The organism is Pseudomonas fluorescens (assembly GCF_001307275.1).
In the GTDB taxonomy this organism is placed as follows: Bacteria; Pseudomonadota; Gammaproteobacteria; order Pseudomonadales; family Pseudomonadaceae; genus Aquipseudomonas; species Aquipseudomonas fluorescens_AA.
In genome coordinates this window covers 5,630,545-5,645,793 of the sequence record NZ_CP012831.1, presented here as the reverse complement: position 1 = coordinate 5,645,793, position 15,249 = coordinate 5,630,545, and the positions used below count along the sequence as shown (strand labels likewise).

The window sequence follows — 15,249 nt, the reverse complement described above, 5'->3', positions numbered from 1 at the left end:
GCATTTCAATGTGGGAGCGAGCTTGCTCGCGATGAGGCCCGAACAGACAACCCAAGGATTTGACTCATGCGCTCATCCAAAATCATCCATGTAGTCAGTTGCCACGCCGAAGGCGAAGTCGGCGATGTGATCGTCGGCGGTGTCGCGCCACCACCCGGTGCCACGGTGTGGGAGCAGTCACGCTGGATCGCCCAGGACCAGACCCTGCGCAACTTTGTCCTCAACGAGCCCCGTGGCGGTGTGTTCCGCCACGTCAACCTGCTGGTGCCGGCCAAGGACCCACGGGCGCAGATGGCCTGGATCATCATGGAACCGGCCGACACCCCGCCGATGTCCGGCTCCAACTCGCTGTGCGTCGCCACCGTGTTGCTGGACAGCGGCATCCTGCCGATGACCGAGCCCCAGACCCGCCTGGTACTGGAGGCCCCGGGCGGCCTGATCGAGGCGGTGGCCGACTGCCGCGATGGCAAGGTGCGACGGATCGAGATCAAGAACGTGCCCTCCTTCGCCGACCGCCTCGATGCCTGGATCGAAGTCGAAGGCCTGGGCTCCCTGCAGGTGGACACCGCCTACGGCGGCGACAGCTTTGTCATCGTCGACGCCCAACGCCTGGGTTTTGCCATTCGCCCCGATGAAGCCGCCGAGCTGGTGGCCGTGGGCTTGAAGATCACCCGCGCCGCCAACGAACAACTGGGCTTCGTGCACCCGTTGAATCCTGATTGGTCGCACATCTCGTTCTGCCAGATCGCCGCGCCCATCGTCCAGGAGAATGGCATCGCCACTGGCGCCAACGCCGTGGTGATCCAGCCTGGCAAGATCGACCGTTCCCCCACCGGCACCGGCTGCTCGGCACGCATGGCGGTGCTGCACGCCAAGGGTTTGATGCAGGTGGGCGAGCGGTTTATCGGCCGCTCGATCATCGGCTCCGAATTCCACTGCCGCATCGACTCACTGACCGATGTGGCCGGACGCCCGGCGATTTACCCATGCATCGCCGGACGGGCGTGGATCACCGGGACCCATCAGCTGTTGCTCGACCCCGCCGATCCGTGGCCCCAGGGCTATCGGCTTTCCGACACCTGGCCTGGCGCATGATTTTTTTGAACTGGCTTCGCCCCCCTCTGTGGGAGCAAGGCTTGCCCGCGATGAAGATATCGCGGTCTTCCAGGGGAACCGAGCGTCCGCATCGCGAGCAAGCTTTGCTCCCACAAATCCCCTCGCCACATACCGTTAACCACCGGAGACAACCATGAGCAAACGCATCAACTGGAGCGGCGTTTTCCCCGCCGTCACCACGCAATTCAACGATGACTTTTCCATCAACCTGGAAAAAACCCACCAAGTGATTTCCAACGTCATCCGTGACGGTGTTTCCGGCCTGGTGGTCTGCGGTTCGGTGGGGGAAAACACTTCCCTGAGCGCCGAGGAAAAAATCGCCGTGACCGAAGTCGCGGTGGACGCCTCCCGTGGCCGCGTGCCAGTGATTTGCGGCGTGGCCGAGTTCACCAGCGTGCAGGCCGCCAAGGTCGCCAACGCAGTGCGCAAGGTAGGGGTCGACGGGGTGATGCTGATGCCGGCGCTGGTCTACGGCTCCAAACCCTTCGAGACCGCCGAGCATTTCCGCTACGTGGCCCGCCACGCCGATGTGCCGCTGATGGTCTACAACAACCCGCCGATCTACAAGAATGACGTGACGCCGGACATCCTGATTTCCCTGGCCGATTGCGACAACGTGGTGTGTTTCAAGGACTCCTCCGGCGACACCCGGCGCTTCATCGACGTGCGCAACGAAGTCGGCGATCGCTTTGTGTTGTTCGCCGGTCTCGATGACGTGGTGCTGGAGAGCCTCGCCGTGGGCGCCGAAGGCTGGGTCTCGGGCATGTCCAACGTGTTCCCGAAGGAAGGCGAGACCATTTTCCGCCTGGCCCGCGCCGGACGCTTTGCCGAAGCGATGCCGATCTACGAATGGTTGATGCCGATCCTGCACCTGGACGCCCGCGCCGATCTGGTGCAATGCATCAAGCTGTGCGAAGCCATCGCCGGCCGCGGCAGCGCCCTCACCCGCCCACCGCGCCTGGCCTTACCAGAGGAAGACCGAGTGTATGTGGAGCAGATCATGGCCAAGGCCATGGCCAATCGGCCGGCGTTGCCGGATGTGGGGCTTTGACCCCAGGGTATGGCGCTGACTGGCGGTGACTGGGACGCCGCCATCGCGAGCAAGCTCGCTCCCACAGGGATTTGTGGTGAATACGCGATAGTGAGCCCATGGGATTCAAACGGTGGGAGCGAGCTTGCTCGCGATAGCGGTCTGCCTGAAGCGACTATGCTGAATGTGCCGCCTTCATCGCGAGCAAGCTCGCTCCCACACTGTCGGTGGCGGCCATGACAGGGAGGCTTCCCATGAACTATTTCCTGGCCCAGGCCCTGAACAACCGATGGGCCAACCACAGGCTGCTCGGCGCCTGCGCGCAGTTGAGCGAGGCTGACTACGCCGCGCCGCGCACGGGATTCTTCCCGTCCATCCAAGCCACGCTTTGCCACATCCTGGAAGTGGACCGCTATTACCTCACCGCCCTGGAAGGTGACCGGGACGGCCAGATAAAGGATTTCTCCGAGATCCTGCCCTTTGCCCAGCTCATGCAGAGCCAGGCTCAAACCGACCAGCGGCTGGTGGCTTTCTGCGAATCACTGCGAGAAAAAGACCTCGCCCGCTCCGTCGACCTGGTGCGTGCCGACGGGGTGGTGCTCGAACGAATCGACCGACTGCTGTTGCACCTGTTCGAACATCAGATCCATCACCGCGGCCAGGTGCATTCGATGCTCAGCGGCGCGGGTGTCAAGCCACCGCAGCTCGATGAGTTTTTCCTCGACTGCGACCGTAGGTTTCGGCAGCAAGAAGAACAAACACTGCAACTCAACGAAGCAACTGTCTGGCGAGACTATCGGCCCGACTGAAGCGCTACGCCGAAAAAAAGGCGACGACCGCTGCCGGCCATCGCCAAATCGCCCACCCGGGCGCTCTCAGATCCGTGCGGGGGACACGATGATCTTCACGTTGTGCTCCTTGTTGTTCACCAGTTCCTCGAAGCCCTGCCCGACGATCTCCTCCAACTGGATGCGCCCGGTCACCAGCGGCGAGATGTCCAGGCGTCCGTCGGCGATGAAGGCAATCACATCGGCGAACTCACCGTTGTAAGCCAGCGCGCCAAGCACTTGCTTCTCGGTGGAGACCAGTTCAAAGAAGTTGAACTCGCTCGGCTCCTCGAAAATGCCCACCAACACGCATTTGCCGGCCTTGCGGATCAGGTCGATGGCAAACTTGGCGGTGTGCTTGTTGCCAATGCATTCGAAACTGACATCGGCCCCCAGGCCCGCGGTCAGGCGGCGGACTTCGGCCAGGGCGTCGCACTCGTTCGGATCGATCACATGGCTGGCGCCGACTTCCAAGGCCTTGGCCTTGCGGGCTCCAGACATTTCCAGGGCAATCACCTGGGCCGCACCGGCCGCCCTGGCGCACATGATGGTGCACAGGCCGATGGTCCCGGCGCCGACCACCACCACGTTCTGACCCAGCAGGCTGCCGGCCTTTTTCACCGCATGCATGCCCACCGCCAGCGGCTCGATCAACGCACCGGCCTCGGTCGGAAAGTCGGCAGGCAGTTTGTAGAGCAGGTTCGCCGGTACGTTGACCAGCTCAGCGAACGCGCCGTTGTTCATCAGCCCGGTGAAGGCCAGGTTCTCGCAGATGTTGTAGAGCCCGTGGGTGCAGTAATAGCAAGTGCCGCAGTGCTGGCAGGCATCGGCCGCCACCGGTTCGCCGACACTGAAACCCTCGACGCCGGCGCCCAGTTCGACGATTTCGCCGCAGAACTCATGACCGAGGATGCACTGGCCCTTGATCCCGGTCAGCGGGTGCGGCGCGTCCACCGGGATGAATACCGGCCCAGCCACGTATTCATGCAGGTCCGAGCCGCAGATGCCGCACCATTGCACACGGATCTGCACCCAACCGGCCGGCGGCGAAACCGGCAGTGGCACGTCTTCGACGCGAATGTCGTTGCGGCCATGCCAGACGGCGGCGCGCATGCTGCGGGTCGGCTTGATTGAAACGTTCATAGTTGCCTCCAGAGGATTTTATGGGGCGGCGATTCATCGCCGCCCGCTGGGTCAGTGCTGTGCGATGAACTCGAGAATCGATCGATTGACCTGCTCGGCCGCTTCCATCTGCACCATGTGGCCCTGGCCGGGGAGCACTTCGACCTGGGCAGCCAGCCCTTCGCCGTGGGCCGCCGGGATGATTGCGTCGTCGCTGCCCCAGATCACCAGGGTCGGTACGTGACCGGCCTGCACCACCTCGCGCAGGTCCACCTGCTGGCGGCCGTCGGCGAACAGCGTCGCCGACAGTTGCCGCAGGGCGGCGTCCACGCCTTCCAGGCGCTTGTACTTGAGCATGTCGTCGAGCATCTGCCGCGTGACCAGCTCGGCATTGGAGAACAGTTGCACCAGTGGCGGCTTGAGGGCGTTGCGGTTGGCCGCTTCGACGAAACCTTGCAGGTAGCCGCCGTTGATCTGCGCGCCCAGCCCGGCGCTGCCGATCAAAGTCAGCGACCGTACACGCTGGGGCATCAGGCGCGCGGCATTCAGCGAAACCGCCCCACCCATGGAATGCCCCACCAGATGCACAGCGTTGATGTCCAGGTGATCGAGCAAGGCCAGCACCACGCCGCTCAGCTCGTCCAGGTCGCCGCGTTGCAGGGTTTTCGAAGATTCGCCATGGCCCGGCAGGTCCAGGGCAATGACCCGACGCCCGACGGCCAGTGCTTCATGGTTGAACAGCCAATTGTTCAGGTCGCCGCCGAAACCGTGCACCAGCACCAACGGCGTACCGCCCTCGCCGCGCTCGAAATAGCGAATCACCCGGCCGTCCAACTCGACTTTCTGCGGTGTCGGGCCGCTGTCTTCATCGGCTGAATCACCGGGCACGAAGTTGGATTGGAACTGCTCGATGACCGCGTCGATCTCGGCGTCGCTGGCCTCGCCGTCGACGACGATGCCGAGCAAGGCGCCGACCGCCAGGGTTTCGTCCTGACGGGCAACCTGCCGGCGCAGGATTCCGGAGAACGGCGCCTCGACGCTGCTGGAGATCTTGTCCGTCTCGACGTCCATCACTTCATCGCCCTTGGTGATGGCCTGGCCCTCCTCCTTGAGCCAGGCATCGACCCGGCCCTCGGTCATCGACAGGCCCCACTTGGGCATGGTCAAGGTATGAATCTGGCTCATCAGCGCTTGCTCCACTCGATCACGTTGAGCACGGCTTGCTCGATCTTCGCCGCGTCAGGGATGTACAGGTCTTCCAGGGCATCGGAGAACGGCACCGGCGTGTGCGGCGCGGTGACCATTTCGATCGGCGCCTTGAGCGCGCCGAAGGCCTTTTGCGCCACCAGCGCGGAAACATCGGTGGCCATGGAACAGCGCGGGTTGGCCTCGTCGATCACCACCAGGCGCCCGGTCTTCTCCACGCTTTCGAGGATGCTGTCCTCGTCCATCGGGCTGGTGGTACGCAGGTCGATGACCTCGCAGTCGATACCGCGCCCGGCCAGGCTGCGGGCGGCGTCCATCGCGGTGTTGACCATGCGTCCATAGGACACGAGGGTCACGTCCTTGCCGTCGCGCAGGAAATTGGCCTCGCCAAAGGGGATGGTGTAGAGCTCTTCCGGCACTTCGCCCTGCATGCTGTAGAGCAACTTGTGCTCGCAGAAGATCACTGGGTCGTTGTCGCGGATCGCCTGGATCAGCAGGCCCTTGGCGTCGTAAGGCGATGACGGGCAGACCACTTTCAGCCCCGGAATGTGCGTCCACAAGGACGTGAGCATCTGCGAATGCTGGGCGGCGGCGCGCAGGCCGGCGCCGACCATGGTGCGGATCACCAGGGGCGTGGAGGCCTTGCCGCCGAACATGTAGCGAAACTTCGCCGCCTGGTTGAGGATCTGGTCCAGGCAGCACCCGGCAAAGTCGACGAACATCAGTTCGCACACCGGGCGTACGCCGCAGGTGGCAGCCCCGACCGCCGCACCGACGTAACCGATTTCCGAGAGCGGCGTGTCCAGCACGCGCCCGGGGAACTGGTCGTAAAGGCCCTTGGTCACCCCAAGTACACCGCCCCAGGCGTCGTTTTCACCGGGTGCGCCAGCGCCACCGGCCACGTCCTCACCCATGATGAACACGCTTGAGTCCCGGCGCATCTCCTGGGCCAGCGCTTCGTTGATTGCCTGCTGATAGCTGATTTTTCTCGCCATGATGGAGTTCTCTATTCTTGTTGTTCAGGAGGGCGTTCAGGGATAGCTGACGTAGACGTCGGTCAGCAGGTCCGCCGAGGAAGGCTTGGGATCGGACTTGGCCTTGTACACGGCGTTTTCAATCAGCAGGTCCACTTCCTTGTCGATCTGGTCCAACTGCTCGACGGTGAGCAAGCCGGCCCGGGTCGTGCGCTCGCGGAACTGCATCAGGCAGTCCTGGTTTTCACGGAAGTGCTTGACCTCGTCGGGGGCCCGGTAGGTCTGGGCGTCGCCCTCGAAGTGACCGTAGTAGCGGGTCAGCTTGACCTCGATCAGCGACGGCCCCTCCCCGGCACGGGCGCGTTCGACGGCGGCCCCGGCGGCTTCATGCACGGCAAAGAAGTCGAAGCCGTCGACAGTCACGCCGGGCATGCCGAACCCGGCCGCGCGGTCGGCGATGTGATCGCAGGCCACCGACCAATTGGAAGCGGTGGCTTCGGCATAGCCGTTGTTTTCCGCGACAAACAGGCACGGCAGGTTCCACACCGAGGCCATGTTCATGGCTTCGAACACCGCGCCCTCGTTGGAGCCGCCGTCGCCGAAAAACACCACGGCGACGCTGTCGGTGCCCTTGAGCCGGGCCGCCAAAGCCGCGCCGACCACCAAGGGTGCGCCGGCGCCGACAATGCCATTGGCGCCGAGCATGCCTTTCTCGAAGTCGGCGATGTGCATCGAGCCGCCCTTGCCTTGGCAAACGCCGGTTTTCTTGCCGTAGATCTCGGCCATCATGCCGTAGATGTCCACGCCCTTGGCGATGCAATGGCCATGGCCACGGTGGTTGGAGGCAATGCAATCGTCATCGCCCAGGTGGGCCATGACGCCTGCGGCCGAGGCTTCTTCGCCGGCATACAGGTGGACGAACCCGGGGATTTCACCCGTGGCGAACTCCACGTGCAGGCGCTCTTCGAAGGCGCGGATGGTGCGCATCACCTGATAGGCGTGCAGCAGTTGATCGTGGGTGAGCGGTGTCGACATTTTTATTCTCCTGGGGTGTCTTCTTGAAGATTCAGAGGGTGTTGCGGGTGTTCGCGGCCGATGGCCAGCAAACGTTGTTGCGCGGCGTAGGCCAGCACCGCGTTGACGTCGATGCTCAGTGGACCGCCGGCATCGAGGGTGACCGTGGGCCGGTCATGAACGTTGAATTCGATTTCCCGCTCGCCGTCCAACGCCAGGGTGCCGCTGGAGAGCGACAGGCCATGGGCGACACCGGGTTCCAGGGGGCCGGCGGCGAGCACGCCACAGCCTTGCAACAGGCCCGGCGCGAGCGGTACCAGCAGCGCTTCGGGAGATTGCGGGTCCAGGCGCATCCAGGCGCCACCCGGTGCCTGGCGTGACACCGGGAACCACAAGCCGCATAGCGCCGACAGACCGATGGACTGCGGCTCGGCGAAGGTCACGAACACTTCGGCCAAGTCCTGTGCCCGACTGATGGCCCGGGCGCCGACAAACCGCAGGGGCGACACGGCGACGTCCACCAAGGCGACTTCGCGCAGGCCACGTCCGGCGTCGCAAACCAGCAAACGCTTGTTGCGGCGCAAACCGATCTGGGCCGGGACCCGGCCACTGGCGTACAAGCCACCGGCCAGTCCGGCACTGGTGGCTTCGCGCAGTTCGGGAAAGGCGTTGTTGGTGCCGGTGGACAGGGTCAGCAACGGGATGTCCCCCACTTCGGCGGCCACCGCCTTGTGGGTGCCGTCGCCACCGAGCACGGCGATCAGCGCCACCTCGCGCTCGGCCATCAGGCGCGCGGCCTGGCGGGTGTCTTCGACGGTCTGGCGCAGGGTCAGGTCGAGGAACTCCAGGGCCGGCCAGTGGCTGCTGCGGGCCTGGCGACTGTGGCTGTTCTTCAGCACAGCGGCGGCCATGCCAATCATGTCGGTGGGCATCAACACCTGCTCGATGCCGGTGGCACCGAAAGCGGCCAGCAGGCGCTGGATCACCGAGACCTTGTCGGTGCTGGAAAACAGCCCGGCATTGGCGGTCAGGCGCCGCACGTCGCGGCCCGATGCGGGGTTGGCGATGATGCCCACGGTCAGTGGCCGGCGGCTCATGGTGCCACCGCGGGAGAAACAGGCGAACGGCCTGGGCAGGAGAACATAGGCACCTCGTTGTTATTATTGGATGACCCGTCAGGCGGGCTCCAGGGGTAGAGCAAGGGCGGTGCCAGTTACCGGAAAAGTCCAGGAGACAGCCGAGCCAGAGCGGTCCAGGCGGGATGTTCAATGAGGCCAAGCGAGCCCGGCTGAGACGCTCCATGTCAGCCTGCACGAGGTAACCGCGAGACGCTGAGACGTGGCGTCTCACATCTGCCCGCACAACCCGTCGTGCTTGTCTGCACCCGGCGAACGGCGCTTAATGTGCGCACAACGACAAGAAGCTGAATCGGAGGCCCCTATGCTTTCCGCTCACTCCCGGGCGCACGTGGATTGCGTCAGCCGCGTGGTGAAAAACGCGGCGCAATTGCCTCAACTGCCGGTCCCGGACCTGATCCTCGACTCCTGGCGTCGCTCCCTGGAGCAACATCACCTGGACCCCGGTTCGCTGCAGGGCCCGCGCATCCTGTCCCAGGACGTGCTCAAGCAATGCCGCGAGCGCTCCGAGCTGTTTCTCAATATCGCCAGTGAAGAAGTGGCCCGCCTCCATGGCCGGGTACGTGATGCCGACTACTGCGTGCTCTTGACCGATGCCCAGGGCCAGACCATCGACTATCGGGTGGAAACCACGATCCGCAATGACTGCCGCAAGGCTGGGCTGTACCTGGGCACATGTTGGTCGGAGGGTGAAGAAGGCACCTGTGGCGTGGCGGCGGTGCTCATGGGCAAAGCCCCGGTGACGGTGCACAAGCGCGACCATTTCCGCGCGGCGTTCATTGGCCTGACCTGCTCCGCCGCACCGGTCTTCGACCCCCAGGGCGAATTGCTCGGGGTGCTGGACGTCTCGGCAGTGCGCTCGCCGGATGATCGACGCTCGCAGCACCTGATCCGGCAAATGGTCGTGCAGAGCGCCCGGGAGATCGAGCAGGCGTTTTTCATGAGCAGTGCCCAGGGCTACTGGGTGCTGCGGGCCCATCGCAACGCCGGCTACGTCGACAGCCAGCCAGACTTCCTGTTCGCCTGGGATGACGACGGTTGCCTGCAAGCCCTGAACCCGGCCGCCCGCCAATACCTGCTGCAGCATTACGGGCAGTTGCCGCAACACATCGGCCAGGTGTTCGACCAGCAACGGCTGCACCGGGCCCGGGACGAAAGCCTCTGCCTCCTCGATCACGCTTTGCATGGCCGCTTGAGTGCGCCCCGCCAGCGGGCCAATCCGCGTCCGCGGGTGGCGATGACCCCGGCCGAGATCGATCCGCGCCTGGCCGACAGCCTGCGCCTGGCGGTACGGGTCAAGGATCGCAACCTGCCGGTGCTGATCCAGGGCGAAACCGGTTCCGGCAAGGAAGTGTTCGCCCGGCAGTTGCACCAGGCCAGCCAACGCCGTGATCGCCCTTTCGTGGCGTTGAATTGCGCCGCCATTCCCGAAAGCCTGATCGAAAGCGAATTGTTCGGCTACGTCGCCGGCGCCTTCACCGGTGCCTCGGCCAAAGGCATGCAAGGCCTGCTGCAACAGGCCGATGGCGGCACCTTGTTCCTCGATGAGATCGGTGACATGCCGCTGGCCTTGCAGACCCGCCTGCTGCGGGTGCTGGCCGAGGGTGAAGTGGCGCCTCTGGGGGCATCCCGCCGCAAGGCCGTGGACATCCAGGTGATCTGCGCCACCCACCGCGACCTGGAGACCCTGGTGGCCGCTGGCGAGTTTCGTGAGGATTTGTATTTCCGCCTTGGTGGCGCGCGTTTCCAGCTACCGCCGTTGCGCGAACGCAGCGACCGGCTGGCGCTGATCAATCGAATGCTTGCCGAGGAGTCGGCGCTCTGCGGGGGGACGGTGCAATTGAGCGGCGCGGCGCTGGAATGCCTGCTCGGTTATCACTGGCCGGGCAATATCCGCCAGTTGCGCCATGTGCTGCGCTATGCCTGCGCGGTGTGCGAAGCCAGTGTGGTTCAGCTCAGCCACCTGCCCGAGTCATTGCACCGCGCGGACGCCGCCGATCATGGACCGCAGCCGAGCGCCAGCCCGGAACGCCAGGCGCTGCTCGATGCCCTGGTGCGCCACCGCTGGAAACCCACCGCCGCCGCCCGGGCCCTGGGCATTTCCCGGGCGACCCTGTATCGGCGGGTGCACCAGCACGGTATCGAGATGCCAGGCCGGAGCCCGGCCTGAGGCCTATCGGCGTGCCAGCTCATGACGGACACATTGTTCGTAGTAGGTCTGCTTGACCGCAGCAGGCTTCAGACGCGAAGCGCTGTTGTAAGTCTGCTCGGTAATGCCCAGGGCGGTCATGCGCATCCAGGGCCGGGGAAACTTGCGCACTTGCAGCTTCTTGCGCGCGCCGTACAGGCTGACGCCGGAAAGCTTCGACGCCTGCGCGCCCGCCGCAATGTCCGAACCCCAGCGGCACACCGACTGCTGGTTCTGCGTCAGCGCCTTGGCCTGGGCTCCAAGCGAGACGGCGGCCAAGAGAAACGTCGTTACGACCCACATAGAAATACGCATAGGTTTGTCGCCCAACTTTCTGAAAGGAAAGAAGTTTGACTGGATGCAAATGAGCAAGGGGCCAGCACCACTACATCGACTTGTGGCGAGGGAATCTGTGGGAGCAAGGCTTGCCCGCGATGAAGTTCGCGCGGTCTATCTGAAACCGAGTCGTCTGCTTCGCGGGCAAGCCTTGCTCCCACAGATTCCCCTCGCACAAGCAAGCTCGCTCTAGTCATCAACCCGTCTTCGCCTCCTGCAACAACTGCTGGATCACCTGCTCCTGCTCGCCGTAGCGCCCTTCGCCAAAGTGGCTGTAGCGCACCTGCCCCTTGGCATCGATGAAGTAATGGGCCGGCCAGTACTGATTGTTGAAGGCGCGCCAGATCGCATACTGATTGTCGATCGCCACCGGGTAGTGGATGTCCAGTTTGCGTACCTGCTCGCGTACGTTATCGATGATCTTCTCGTAGCCGTATTCCGGGGTGTGGACACCGATCACCACCAGCCCGTCCTTTTCATACTTCTTCGCCCAACCGTTCACATAGGGCAAGGTGTGCTGGCAGTTGATGCAGTCGTAGGTCCAGAAGTCCACCAGCACCACCTTGCCCCGCAGTGACTCGCCGCTCAGCGGCGGCGAGTTCAGCCATTGCACCGCACCATCCAGCGCAGGCATGGCGCCCTGGGATTCGAGGGCCGGCATAGAGCTTGCGCCGGCCTTGCTCACCACATAGTCAATGACCTTGGGCACGTTCTTCAGCAAGCCTTGTTCCAAGGTGGCCGAGGGTTGGGAGGAAGTCGCCGCCAACAACCGATCGTCCGCCCCGGTGCCAATCGCCACGGCGGCCAGCAACACCACCGCCCCCGTTCCCCGGCGCAACCAGGTGGTGATCGGCAGCGAGAGTTTCAGGCGCCCGACCAGCCCACGCCCGGCCAGGATCAATGTGCCCAGGGACAAGGCACTGCCCAGGCCGTAGGCGAGCAACAACAGGCTGGTTTGTGCGCTGGCGCCTTGCAGCATCGCGCCGGTCAGGATCACCCCGAGTATCGGCCCGGCACACGGTGCCCAGAGCAGCCCGGTGGCGACCCCGATCAGCACCGAGGCCACCGGCCCGGCCATCCGCCCGGCCCCGGCGTCCAGGCGATTGCCCAGGCTGACCAGCGGCCGCGCCAGCCAGATGCCGACCCGGCTGAAGATCAATGACAAGGCGAACATCACCATCACCACCAAGGCGACTTGCCGGCCGACGCTGCTGGCGCGCACCACCCATTCGCTACTGACCACCGCCAGGCTGGAGACCAGGGCGAACGTCAGCACCATGCCGCCGAGGGTCAGCAGCACCGAGCCGCGGGAGCGATCGGCCCGGGCGAACAGAAACGGCACCACCGGAAGAATACAGGGGCTGAGAATCGTCAGGATCCCGCCGAGAAAAGCGATCAGAAGCATGGCAACACCTCAATCTAAAAGGCTGACATAGACCCTGTGGCGAGGGAGCTCGCTCCCGCTGGGCTGCGCAGCAGCCCCCGAAATCGACCTGACAACTGGGTACGTCAGGAAAGTAAAGGGGCCGCTTCGCGCCCCAGCGGGAGCAAGCTCCCTCGCCACAAAAGCAGGTCAGTTCTGGTTGCTGCAGTTATCGGAAAACTTGCGATAGTCCAGCGCTTGCTCGTGGCCTGCCGAATCCAGGTAGGTCATGTGGGCGTTGACCACGCCGCAGGTCGGCTCGGCATCTTCGGTAAGGGAAAGCACCTTCTGGATGTCCAGGTGGGTGCCGTAGGTGTAGCTGTGCGTTTGCACGTTGCTTTCGGCTCGGGCCGACAGGGTGCAGATGTTCAGCGCGGCGAAAAGGCAGGCGGCGTAGAGGGCTTTGGTGTTCATGGCGATTCCTCGATTCAATGGGGTTTATCTGCCGAGGCTGCGTTGTGTTGCCTCGATGGGTGCCATTGAATGCCGCGCAGGTATCGCGTCTGTATCGAGCCCAGTGGCTTTTTGCATCGCTGTGTATCCGTCGCGCGCCAGATACACTGCAATACAAACCGCCGCGAGCCGGGCCGGCCGGCGCCTGTAGACTGCTCACAACGAAACGCCGAGGAGCTGGACACCATGGATCATGTCGATCACGTGTTGATAGTGGATGACGATCGCGAGATCAGAGAGCTGGTTGGCAACTACCTGAAGAAGAATGGCCTGCGCACCACCGTCGTCGCCGACGGCCGGCAGATGCGCGCTTTCCTGGAAACCACACCGGTGGACCTGATCGTGCTGGACATCATGATGCCCGGCGACGACGGCCTGGTGCTGTGCCGGGAGCTGCGTGCCGGCAAGCACAAGGCCACGCCGGTGCTGATGCTCACCGCCCGCAACGACGAAACCGACCGCATCATCGGCCTGGAGATGGGCGCCGATGATTACCTGGTCAAGCCGTTCGCCGCCCGTGAACTGCTAGCGCGGATCAACGCCGTGCTGCGCCGCACCCGCATGCTGCCGCCCAACCTGGTGGTCACTGAAAGTGGTCGCCTGCTGGCGTTCGGGCGCTGGCGCCTGGACACCACCGCCCGCCACCTGCTGGACACCGACGGCACCATGGTTGCCTTGAGCGGCGCCGAATATCGTTTGTTGCGGGTATTCCTCGACCATCCGCAACGGGTGCTCAACCGCGACCAGTTGCTTAACCTCACCCAGGGCCGGGACGCCGACCTGTTCGATCGTTCCATCGATTTGCTGGTCAGTCGCCTGCGCCAGCGCCTGCTGGACGACGCCCGGGAACCGGCCTACATCAAGACCGTGCGCAGCGAAGGCTACGTGTTCTCGCTGCCGGTGGAGATCCTCGAGGCCTCGGTATGAGTCTGCCGCTGCGTTGGCCACGGACCCTGGCCTCGAGGTTGTCGCTGATCTTCCTGATCGGCCTGATCCTGGCCCAGGGCCTGTCCTTCGGTGTCCAATACTACGAGCGCTATCAGAGTGCCAAGTCGACCATGCTCGGCAACCTGGAAACCGATGTCTCGACCTCCGTCGCCATTCTCGACCGCCTGCCTGCCGCCGAACGCCCGGCCTGGCTGCCGAAACTCGCCCGGCGCAACTATGGCTACCTGCTCGACGAAGGCCAGCCCGGGCAACCGATGGATCTTGCCGATGCGCCGATCTCGGTCAGTTCGATCCAGGAAGCCATCGGCCAGGCCTATGGCCTGACCTTCAAGCAGATTCCCGGGCCGAAAATGCACTATCAGGCACTCCTGCGCCTGGGGGACGGCAGCCCGCTGACCATCGACGTACGCCCGGCGATGATGCCCCTCTCCCCCTGGCTGCCGATGGTGTTGCTGGGGCAGTTGGCGCTGTTGATCGGCTGCACCTGGCTGGCCGTGCGCATTGCCGTCGGCCCCCTGACCCGGCTGGCCCAGGCGGTGGAAACCCTCGACCCGAACGCCCACAGCGTCCGCCTGGACGAAAAGGGCCCGACCGAAGTGGTGCATGCGGCCAAGGCCTTCAATGCCATGCAGGACCGCATCGCCGCCTACCTCAAGGAGCGCATGCAGTTGCTGGCGGCGATTTCCCATGACTTGCAGACGCCCATCACACGCATGAAGCTGCGCGCCGAGTTCATGGACGAAGGGATCGAACGGGACAAATTGTGGAGCGACTTGAGCGAAATGGAACACTTGGTGCGTGAAGGCGTGGCCTATGCCCGCAGCATCCACGGTGCCACCGAGGCCAGTTGTCGGATCAGCCTGGATGCGTTTCTCGACAGCCTGGTGTTCGACTACCAGGACACCGGCAAGGACGTGCAACTGTGCGGGAAAAACGCCGCCGTCATCGACACCCGCCCCCATGCCCTGCGGCGGGTGCTGGTCAACCTGGTGGACAACGCCTTGAAATTCGGCGGCGCGGCGCAGATCCAGGTGCAACCGGCCGCCAACGGGCAACTGGTGATCCAGGTGCTGGACCGTGGCCCCGGGATCAGCGAGCTGGAACTGGCCGAGGTGCTCAAACCGTTCTATCGGGTGGAAAGCTCGCGCAACCGGGAAACCGGTGGCACTGGCCTGGGCCTGGCCATCGCCCAGCAACTGGCGATCGCCATGGGCGGCTCACTGACCCTGAGCAACCGCGACGGCGGCGGCCTATGCGCCGAGCTGCGCCTGGCCTTCGCAAGCTGACACAACCAACAACCTCTGTGGGAGCGAGCTTGCTCGCGATAGCGGTGTATCAGCCGGCATCCGTTCAACTGACCTGACGCCATCGCGAGCAAGCTCGCTCCCACACTGTTCCGAGGCGCTACACAGCTTGATGCCTTACCAATCCCCCTGTGGGAGCGAGCTTGCTCGCGATAGCGGTGTATCTGCCGGC

At 64.2% G+C, this 15,249-nt stretch carries 14 protein-coding genes; 6 read left to right on the top strand and 8 right to left on the bottom strand.

Annotation, left to right across the window (positions count from 1 at the left end):
* Positions 1-66: 66 nt before the first annotated feature.
* From AO356_RS24935 to AO356_RS24925, 3 genes are all read left to right on the top strand, one after another.
* On the top strand, positions 67-1,095 hold the full coding sequence (locus AO356_RS24935) for a trans-3-hydroxy-L-proline dehydratase (RefSeq protein WP_060742043.1): 1,029 nt from the start codon (positions 67-69) through the stop codon (positions 1,093-1,095).
* 154 nt (positions 1,096-1,249) lie between these two features.
* Positions 1,250-2,167, top strand: a complete 918-nt coding sequence (locus AO356_RS24930; protein WP_025213515.1) for a dihydrodipicolinate synthase family protein — start codon at positions 1,250-1,252, stop codon at positions 2,165-2,167.
* Positions 2,168-2,400: 233 nt separating this feature from the next.
* Positions 2,401-2,955 carry a DinB family protein gene (locus tag AO356_RS24925; RefSeq protein WP_060742042.1) on the top strand — a complete coding sequence of 185 codons (555 nt, stop codon included), beginning with the start codon at positions 2,401-2,403 and terminating at the stop codon, positions 2,953-2,955.
* 66 nt (positions 2,956-3,021) lie between these two features.
* Here AO356_RS24925 and AO356_RS24920 read toward each other — a convergent pair whose 3' ends face one another.
* The 5 genes from AO356_RS24920 to AO356_RS24900 all read right to left on the bottom strand — a co-directional run bounded on the left by AO356_RS24920 (position 3,022) and on the right by AO356_RS24900 (position 8,386).
* Positions 3,022-4,086: a 2,3-butanediol dehydrogenase gene (locus AO356_RS24920; RefSeq protein WP_225613516.1), complete on the bottom strand. Its 1,065-nt coding sequence runs from the start codon at positions 4,084-4,086 to the stop codon at positions 3,022-3,024.
* An 81-nt stretch (positions 4,087-4,167) separates the two neighbouring features.
* Complete coding sequence (locus AO356_RS24915; protein ID WP_060742040.1) at positions 4,168-5,280, bottom strand: acetoin dehydrogenase dihydrolipoyllysine-residue acetyltransferase subunit; 1,113 nt, start codon at positions 5,278-5,280, stop codon at positions 4,168-4,170.
* Entirely contained in the window at positions 5,280-6,296 is a 1,017-nt protein-coding gene (locus AO356_RS24910) for an alpha-ketoacid dehydrogenase subunit beta (protein WP_060742039.1), read from the bottom strand. The genes AO356_RS24915 and AO356_RS24910 overlap by 1 nt, the downstream gene beginning before the upstream one ends.
* A gap of 36 nt (positions 6,297-6,332) precedes the next feature.
* Entirely contained in the window at positions 6,333-7,310 is a 978-nt protein-coding gene (locus AO356_RS24905; RefSeq protein WP_060742038.1) for a thiamine pyrophosphate-dependent dehydrogenase E1 component subunit alpha, read from the bottom strand.
* A gap of 2 nt (positions 7,311-7,312) precedes the next feature.
* On the bottom strand, positions 7,313-8,386 hold the full coding sequence (locus AO356_RS24900; protein ID WP_060742037.1) for an ATP-NAD kinase family protein: 1,074 nt from the start codon (positions 8,384-8,386) through the stop codon (positions 7,313-7,315).
* A gap of 343 nt (positions 8,387-8,729) precedes the next feature.
* Here AO356_RS24900 and AO356_RS24895 point away from each other — a divergent pair, with 343 nt between their 5' ends.
* On the top strand, positions 8,730-10,595 hold the full coding sequence (locus AO356_RS24895; protein ID WP_060742036.1) for a sigma-54-dependent Fis family transcriptional regulator: 1,866 nt from the start codon (positions 8,730-8,732) through the stop codon (positions 10,593-10,595).
* 3 nt (positions 10,596-10,598) lie between these two features.
* Here the strand turns inward: AO356_RS24895 and AO356_RS24890 are convergent, their stop codons facing one another.
* The 3 genes from AO356_RS24890 to AO356_RS24880 form a co-directional block, all read right to left on the bottom strand.
* The gene (locus AO356_RS24890; protein WP_060743197.1) at positions 10,599-10,928 is read right to left on the bottom strand and encodes a hypothetical protein; all 330 of its coding nucleotides are present in this window, start codon (positions 10,926-10,928) and stop codon (positions 10,599-10,601) included.
* Between the two features lie 217 nt (positions 10,929-11,145).
* A complete protein-coding gene (locus AO356_RS24885) occupies positions 11,146-12,354 on the bottom strand; it encodes a cytochrome c biogenesis protein DipZ (RefSeq protein ID WP_060742035.1) in 1,209 nt (402 codons plus the stop codon).
* 168 nt (positions 12,355-12,522) lie between these two features.
* A complete protein-coding gene (locus tag AO356_RS24880) occupies positions 12,523-12,786 on the bottom strand; it encodes a DUF2790 domain-containing protein (protein WP_060742034.1) in 264 nt (87 codons plus the stop codon).
* A 225-nt stretch (positions 12,787-13,011) separates the two neighbouring features.
* On the opposite strand from AO356_RS24880, the gene AO356_RS24875 reads away from it, so the two are divergent.
* Positions 13,012-13,752: a response regulator gene (locus AO356_RS24875; protein ID WP_003202589.1), complete on the top strand. Its 741-nt coding sequence runs from the start codon at positions 13,012-13,014 to the stop codon at positions 13,750-13,752.
* Positions 13,749-15,059 (top strand): ATP-binding protein, encoded by a 1,311-nt coding sequence (locus AO356_RS24870; RefSeq protein WP_060742033.1) that lies wholly within the window; start codon positions 13,749-13,751, stop codon positions 15,057-15,059. The genes AO356_RS24875 and AO356_RS24870 overlap by 4 nt, the downstream gene beginning before the upstream one ends.
* Positions 15,060-15,249: the final 190 nt, after the last annotated feature.

What these genes read in the sequence shown, in the direction of transcription:
- AO356_RS24870 (WP_060742033.1), top strand. Translation starts at nt 13,749, where the DNA reads ATGAGTCTGCCGCTGCGTTGGCCACGGACCCTGGCCTCGAGGTTGTCG.
- AO356_RS24875 (WP_003202589.1), top strand. Translation starts at nt 13,012, where the DNA reads ATGGATCATGTCGATCACGTGTTGATAGTGGATGACGATCGCGAGATC.
- AO356_RS24930 (WP_025213515.1), top strand. Translation starts at nt 1,250, where the DNA reads ATGAGCAAACGCATCAACTGGAGCGGCGTTTTCCCCGCCGTCACCACG.
- AO356_RS24890 (WP_060743197.1), bottom strand. Translation starts at nt 10,928, where the DNA reads ATGCGTATTTCTATGTGGGTCGTAACGACGTTTCTCTTGGCCGCCGTC.
- AO356_RS24885 (WP_060742035.1), bottom strand. Translation starts at nt 12,354, where the DNA reads ATGCTTCTGATCGCTTTTCTCGGCGGGATCCTGACGATTCTCAGCCCC.
- AO356_RS24920 (WP_225613516.1), bottom strand. Translation starts at nt 4,086, where the DNA reads ATGCGCGCCGCCGTCTGGCATGGCCGCAACGACATTCGCGTCGAAGAC.
- AO356_RS24915 (WP_060742040.1), bottom strand. Translation starts at nt 5,280, where the DNA reads ATGAGCCAGATTCATACCTTGACCATGCCCAAGTGGGGCCTGTCGATG.
- AO356_RS24880 (WP_060742034.1), bottom strand. Translation starts at nt 12,786, where the DNA reads ATGAACACCAAAGCCCTCTACGCCGCCTGCCTTTTCGCCGCGCTGAAC.
- AO356_RS24935 (WP_060742043.1), top strand. Translation starts at nt 67, where the DNA reads ATGCGCTCATCCAAAATCATCCATGTAGTCAGTTGCCACGCCGAAGGC.
- AO356_RS24910 (WP_060742039.1), bottom strand. Translation starts at nt 6,296, where the DNA reads ATGGCGAGAAAAATCAGCTATCAGCAGGCAATCAACGAAGCGCTGGCC.
- AO356_RS24900 (WP_060742037.1), bottom strand. Translation starts at nt 8,386, where the DNA reads ATGAGCCGCCGGCCACTGACCGTGGGCATCATCGCCAACCCCGCATCG.
- AO356_RS24925 (WP_060742042.1), top strand. Translation starts at nt 2,401, where the DNA reads ATGAACTATTTCCTGGCCCAGGCCCTGAACAACCGATGGGCCAACCAC.
- AO356_RS24905 (WP_060742038.1), bottom strand. Translation starts at nt 7,310, where the DNA reads ATGTCGACACCGCTCACCCACGATCAACTGCTGCACGCCTATCAGGTG.
- AO356_RS24895 (WP_060742036.1), top strand. Translation starts at nt 8,730, where the DNA reads ATGCTTTCCGCTCACTCCCGGGCGCACGTGGATTGCGTCAGCCGCGTG.